Consider the following 1,544-nt stretch of genomic DNA (forward strand, 5'->3'; position numbering starts at 1 on the left):
AATTGGTATCCGCGCGGGTTCCAGGTCCCTGGCCCCGGAGGGGGGTGGAGTGTCGAGTCCTCCCCTGTGCTCCACCCTCGTCGGCGCCCGGTTAGCCCGCGGCGCTCGCGGTTTGAGCGAAGTCGCACCCGGCGTCCACCTGCATCGGGGGGATCTGCCCGCGGGGGTGGGCCTCGGCCCGGTGGTCGCCGTCGACACCGAGGCGATGGGCTTGATCCACGGCCGCGACCGTCTCTGTCTCGTGCAGCTCTCCGCCGGTGACGGCGTCTGCCATCTCGTCCAGATCGCCAAGGGGCAGCGCGACGCGCCGCGCCTCAAGGCCATGCTGGAGGACCCGGCGACGCTGAAGCTGTTTCACTTCGCCCGCTTCGACGTGGCACTGCTGCGAAACGATCTCGGCGCCCGAACGGCGCCACTCTACTGCACCAAGATCGCATCCAAGCTGGTGCGGACCTACACCGATCGCCACGGCCTGCGCGATCTCTGCCGCGAGCAGCTGGGCATCGACGTGCAGAAGGGGCAGCAGAGCTCGGACTGGGGCGCGGCCGAACTCACCGACGCGCAGCGGCTCTACGCCGCCAGCGACGTGCTCCACCTGCACGCCCTCAAGGCCCGCCTCGACGCCATGCTGGTGCGCGAGGGCCGCAGCGCGCTCGCCGCCGCATGCTTCGGCTTCGTCGCCACCCGCGCCGAGCTCGACCTGGCCGGCTGGGGCGAGATCGACATCTTCTCCCACTGAGCCCGCCCGGCGGCGCGACCGACGGGCCGCGGGCGCGTTGACCGGCCGCGCCACCGTGCCCATAGTGCGCCGCACCGTGGCATGAGGATTGCTAGCTTGCCTGCTCGAGGATGCCGATGACCGTCGCCGCCAAATCTCCCGCACCCGACGCCGAACCGACCGCTGACGCGCTCGGCTTCGCCAGTGCGTCGCACATTGCGCTCGGCCGGCGGGTCTTCGAACTGGAGGCGGCGGCGCTGCGGACCTGCGCAGCGCACCTCGACCACGCCTTCGCCGAGGCCTGCAAGCGCATCCTGGCGACCCAGGGGCGGGTGGTGACCACCGGCATGGGCAAGAGCGGCCACGTCGCCCGCAAGATCGCCGCGACGCTGGCTTCGACCGGCACGCCCGCCTTTTACGTCCACCCGAGCGAGGCCAGCCACGGCGATCTCGGCATGCTGGCCCGCGGCGACCTCGTCCTCGCCCTCTCCAACAGCGGCGAAACCCCGGAGCTCGGTGACGTCCTCACCTACACCCGGCGCTTCTCGCTGCCGCTGCTGGGTCTCGTCGGCCGCGCACCCAGCACGCTCGCCGATCAGGCCGACGTGGCGCTGGTGCTGCCGCGGCTGGAGGAGGCCTGCCCGATGGGCCTGGCGCCGACCACCTCGACGCCCGCGCGGGTGCCCCTGGGCGACGCACTTGCCGCCGCCGTCCTCGCCGCCAAAGGAGTCGACCACCAGGCCGTCGCGCCGTTCCCTCCCGGCGGCACCCCCGGCCCCCGCGAGGTCGCCGTCGCGCGGCGCCTCCACAGACGTCGCCCCACGCC

Annotated in this window: 2 protein-coding genes; both read left to right on the plus strand. The window is 72.8% G+C overall.

Annotated elements, in window-relative coordinates:
* Positions 1–112 precede the first annotated feature (112 nt).
* Positions 113–739 carry a hypothetical protein gene (locus I6U14_RS09685; protein ID WP_296898835.1) on the plus strand — a complete coding sequence of 209 codons (627 nt, stop codon included), beginning with the start codon at positions 113–115 and terminating at the stop codon, positions 737–739.
* A gap of 116 nt (positions 740–855) precedes the next feature.
* Positions 856–1,544, plus strand: a 689-nt coding sequence (locus I6U14_RS09690; RefSeq protein WP_296898837.1) for an SIS domain-containing protein, incomplete at its 3' end; no start/stop codon positions are given.

Source organism: Thiohalocapsa sp., assembly GCF_019695415.1.
In the GTDB taxonomy this organism is placed as follows: Bacteria; Pseudomonadota; Gammaproteobacteria; order Chromatiales; family Chromatiaceae; genus Thiohalocapsa.